Raw genomic sequence first — 3,919 nt, forward strand, 5'->3', positions numbered from 1 at the left:
CCCGATAGGGCCCGCTTGAATGCCAGCTGTATCCATGGCTGACTGCATGTTTTCCGGGCTTGCGGTTGCTTGTGCAGCCACACCCGCGCCGAGACCTTGAGCAGCAGCCTGACCACCTTGGGCGACCATCTGTTCTGCTTGGCGTTTGGCCTTATCGGCGTCCGTGAGCAGGAGCCCAGCGGTGTCCATACCAATAGCGTTGGCGAGTCGAATCTTGAGGTTGCTCATGTTGATATCAGGGTCTTGCATCAGCGGCGCAATTGCTTGCAGGCCATTGAAGAACTGAGTCAACTTGTCGAGGTCCTGACCACGGCCAAGGGCTTCCAGGCCGGTGCTTACAGTCGGCTCAACGGCTTCCTTGGGCATATCTGGAATCTGAGAGGTGGCTTGAAGTTGGTTCAGCAAGATCCTCACAAGAGGCAACTGAAGCTCCTGGGAGAGGATCGAATAGACCCCGCCAAGAGTGTCCTCAAGCTCGCTTGCTACATACCGAATTTCTTCCGCAGTCACACGCTCACCCGAACGCCGCACTGCTGAGTTCAGCATGAAGACGTAGGCCAGTCGGGACTCAATGGCATCAGCCACAGACTTAGCGACCGTAAAGTCAGCGGTCTTTTCGAGCTGCAAGAATTCGATGTCTTGCTTGCGGCCCGCTACGAAGTCGCCTGTTTGGGCCTTGGTCAGGCGCCGTACTTGGGTCATCCCGTTGGGGTTCACCAAGCCCACGATCTTCGAGGCGATCATCGAAAACTTGATCATGGATTCGTGAAGGTTCTCCAAGGACGTTAAGTCACCCAGGTATTCCTCACAGTGGGAGCGGCCATAGTTTTCACCATCCCGCTTGGTCCATCTCACAGCGATCCACGGAACAGCATCAGGCGGATATTGCCCATCAGTGCCGTCCACTTCCTCACCATCCACTTCCTGATAGCTCAAGAAGTCCCCCGACTCATCGTCAAGGTAAACGTGGGTGTAGACCTCCACTTCTTCATCGGGCTTTTTGTCACCAAAATCCGCGAGTGAGTTACGGACATCTTCAGGAAGAGCCGCATAGGCCACCTTGTCCAACGTGACAATCTGCAAGACGTTCCCGAAGGAATCTCGCTGCACCACATAGGAACTCAGGGGATACAGCTTCATCGGGTTGTAGCCCGTAGAGCTTGCGTCCGGTTGCGGTAGATGAAGGCATCCATTGCCAGCCAGGGCTAACTGTCGGATCAGCTCAAAGAGCGTCACGCGGTAGCTGTTGGCTTCCATGAAAGACATCATGATTCGCTCAACCATGCCCAAGCCTTGATCCACGATTGCCAACTGTTCGGGGTCTGTGACCAATTGCTTGGCCTGCCACTCGGACACTTTCAGCTTCATCCAGCTTTGCAGCGGGAACAGTGCGAGCATCACCTTGGCCGACAGGTTGTTAAGACCACGGGCACCCACTGCCTGCCACGGTGTGGTGTAGTCAGTCGAGGCGTTATCAGAGGTCTTTGGGAACAGCGAAGGGATTGTTACTTTTGCGCAGTTTTCAGCGCGGGTCTCGTAGGGAACACGGTCATTTTTCAAGCGGTCATAGACTGCCTTGGCCGATTCCTCTCCAAGCCCTGTGCGAGCCGTAGAGGCCATATAGACCTCCTTAGATGTTCAGACCGGTCCCCTGGCTGCGTGATACGGAAAGGGCTCGTTTACCCTTGGCCTTGGCGGCTCGTTTTGCCGCTTCGCTATCGCCGTCTTCGTCAGCCGTCTTGTCCTCTTTCGGGGCTTCGACTTGCGCGGCAGCGGGAGCCGGGGGCTCAACAGCAGCAGCTACCGGGGAGGCTTTAGGTTTTTCATCACCCCCGATGAGACCACCTGTAGCTTTCTTGAATACTTTCTTGAAAAAACCCATTAGTTCCTCCTTGTCGTTTTATTAACCTCGTTTAAGGGCTCGTTTAACGGATGAACTTGAAGTTGCCTTCTTGGCAAGTCCGGTGTCCTTTGCGACCGCAGCAGCTGGCGTACCATCGCCCTGGTCTTCCTTTTTGATCTTCAAGTCTTTGATGCCATCGGTTGTTTCCGACTTATCGCTATCACTGCCGTCACCAAATTCAACACCCTTCGGCGGCTCTTCCATTACGGGAGCTGGTGCAGCAATAGTTGATGGGTCGACCTTTGGCTGTTTTGCCTTAGATGAGAAGCACATAGGACCTCCTGTCATTCTTCTTCGGTTGGAGTATTCCGCTGCTCCTGCATCAGTTCGATAATCTCAGTGACAGCAGTCATGCCCTCAAGGAACCCACCAATGAAAGACTCGGAGTAACCTGACTTTCGCAGGTCTTCAAGTACACCGGTACGGATTAGATAAGAGGCATTGCAGCGGACGTTAAGGTATTGCGCGGAAGCATTCGGAATATCGGGGATGTTTTCAGGATCACTGATTACCGCTTGAATATCATTTAACACAAGAATTACACCTCCTTTATCAGAGACGAAAAGATGCCTTTAAGAGGACATAAACTTTCAGTCTCCTATGGTTATAGTGGGTGCTTTAAAGTCGGATTAGGAACACGCCCAGGAACACACCGAAAGTCAGTCCTGTAAAGAACACCTCTACGGTTGCCATAGAATCGGCTTCTTGTTCTCGTGGTCCCAGTCAGACCAACGAAGGATTCGGGCGACCTGGGCCTGTTGCAAAAGCTCAGCCTCAGTCATGTCCTTAGAGGCAGCAAGCGTGACCATGCAGTCCCACAGCGTTTCCTCTTCGGTAGGGATACGGGAAGCCCAGTAGGCAACCTCTTCGCCCTTCCGTGGGCCGGATTTCATGATCTTAGTGGCCGCGTAGAAGAACATCGGGGAATCCAAGAACTCTTCCGCGACTACTGGACCAACACCGGGAATCCCCGAGTAACCATCAGTCACATCACCAATCAGGGTCTGATACATGTGATAGCGGTCTGCCTGGGCTTCGCTGTTGCGCATCATCTTGCCCTTGGTGAGCCACATGAACATGCCAGGAACCGTATTGAAGTCCTTGTCGCAACTCGCGGAGACCACAGCGACACAGCCAGCCAGCGCCGGGTTGGTCATCAAGATCCCACACACGTCATCACCCTCAACGCCATCCCAACGGAAAGCGTTCTGACCGTAGTGTTGCATGCAGGCCTCGACAAACGCCGGGTAGCCCACAGGCTTACGCTTGCCTTTACGGTTCGCTTTGTAGGTCGGCAAGACCTCCTTACGGAAGTTGTCGGTGCCCGAGATGATGCACAGGGGGACAAGCTCAAAGGGCTTCTTGTTCTTCTTACGGATGTCCGCTTCGATGCTCGCCAGGATGGACTTAACGGTCCCGCCCAGGATGCCCCGTGCCTTCGCGTGGTCGCACTCAAGGGACCAAATGTCATCACCCCAATCCTGCTCATGCTCGCTTACGGTCATTGCCTCGAAGATCAGGAAGTCCATGTCGAGTGCTACGCCGATACGAGCGGTCATTTAGCACCTCCATGTTTCTGCAAGAACAACTGACCCGCTGTAGTCAGCGACCAAACGCCCATGTTTCGTCCATCAGTGGACACACACGAGATATGGCCCCGTGAAGCAGCCTCAGAGACGCCGTGGGCATTCTTCCGGTAGAAGTCGGATTGGAACGTGCGGGCCTCCTTTTTGATGGCGTAGAGCATCCGAATGTATTCACCCATCAGGACACCACTTGGGTCTGCACTGGGCTCATTCGGGTAATGTTCAAATCCCCAAAAAGCGAGGCCAGTTCACTGCGCATATTTTCCCGAATGCCAGCCTTGGTTAGCAGCAACGCCATCTCTTCATCAGTAGCTTCAAGGGCCTTTTTGACCAAAGCTTCCTTGCCCGGTACTACATCATTGGCGGCGAGGCCCATACGCATGGCCTCACGAATCTCAGCAAGGTCACTGGATGAGTACACAACGCGAGT

The 3,919-nt window shown here is 54.0% G+C and carries 6 protein-coding genes; all 6 read right to left on the reverse strand.

From position 1 onward, the window contains the following. On the reverse strand, positions 1 to 1,620 hold a 1,620-nt coding region (locus tag ACR52_RS28850; protein ID WP_048731857.1), incomplete at its 3' end, for a portal protein. Positions 1,621 to 1,630: 10 nt separating this feature from the next. Then, positions 1,631 to 1,882: a hypothetical protein gene (locus ACR52_RS28855; RefSeq protein WP_048731859.1), complete on the reverse strand. Its 252-nt coding sequence runs from the start codon at positions 1,880 to 1,882 to the stop codon at positions 1,631 to 1,633. 21 nt (positions 1,883 to 1,903) lie between these two features. Beyond that, positions 1,904 to 2,176, reverse strand: a complete 273-nt coding sequence (locus ACR52_RS28860) for a DUF5476 domain-containing protein (protein WP_048731862.1) — start codon at positions 2,174 to 2,176, stop codon at positions 1,904 to 1,906. Positions 2,177 to 2,187: 11 nt separating this feature from the next. After that, positions 2,188 to 2,436, reverse strand: a complete 249-nt coding sequence (locus tag ACR52_RS28865; protein WP_048731864.1) for a phage protein — start codon at positions 2,434 to 2,436, stop codon at positions 2,188 to 2,190. Positions 2,437 to 2,583: 147 nt separating this feature from the next. Continuing rightward, positions 2,584 to 3,462 carry a hypothetical protein gene (locus ACR52_RS28870; RefSeq protein ID WP_048731867.1) on the reverse strand — a complete coding sequence of 293 codons (879 nt, stop codon included), beginning with the start codon at positions 3,460 to 3,462 and terminating at the stop codon, positions 2,584 to 2,586. Positions 3,463 to 3,667: 205 nt separating this feature from the next. Then, positions 3,668 to 3,919 (reverse strand): hypothetical protein (locus tag ACR52_RS28880; RefSeq protein WP_236692219.1); only part of this gene is annotated, 252 nt, incomplete at its 5' end.

The organism is Pseudomonas fildesensis (genome assembly GCF_001050345.1).
Classification (GTDB): domain Bacteria; phylum Pseudomonadota; class Gammaproteobacteria; order Pseudomonadales; family Pseudomonadaceae; genus Aquipseudomonas; species Aquipseudomonas fildesensis.

Coding starts and splice junctions, on each gene's coding strand:
- ACR52_RS28855 (WP_048731859.1), bottom strand. CDS start 1,882: ATGGGTTTTTTCAAGAAAGTATTCAAGAAAGCTACAGGTGGTCTCATC.
- ACR52_RS28860 (WP_048731862.1), bottom strand. CDS start 2,176: ATGTGCTTCTCATCTAAGGCAAAACAGCCAAAGGTCGACCCATCAACT.
- ACR52_RS28870 (WP_048731867.1), bottom strand. CDS start 3,462: ATGACCGCTCGTATCGGCGTAGCACTCGACATGGACTTCCTGATCTTC.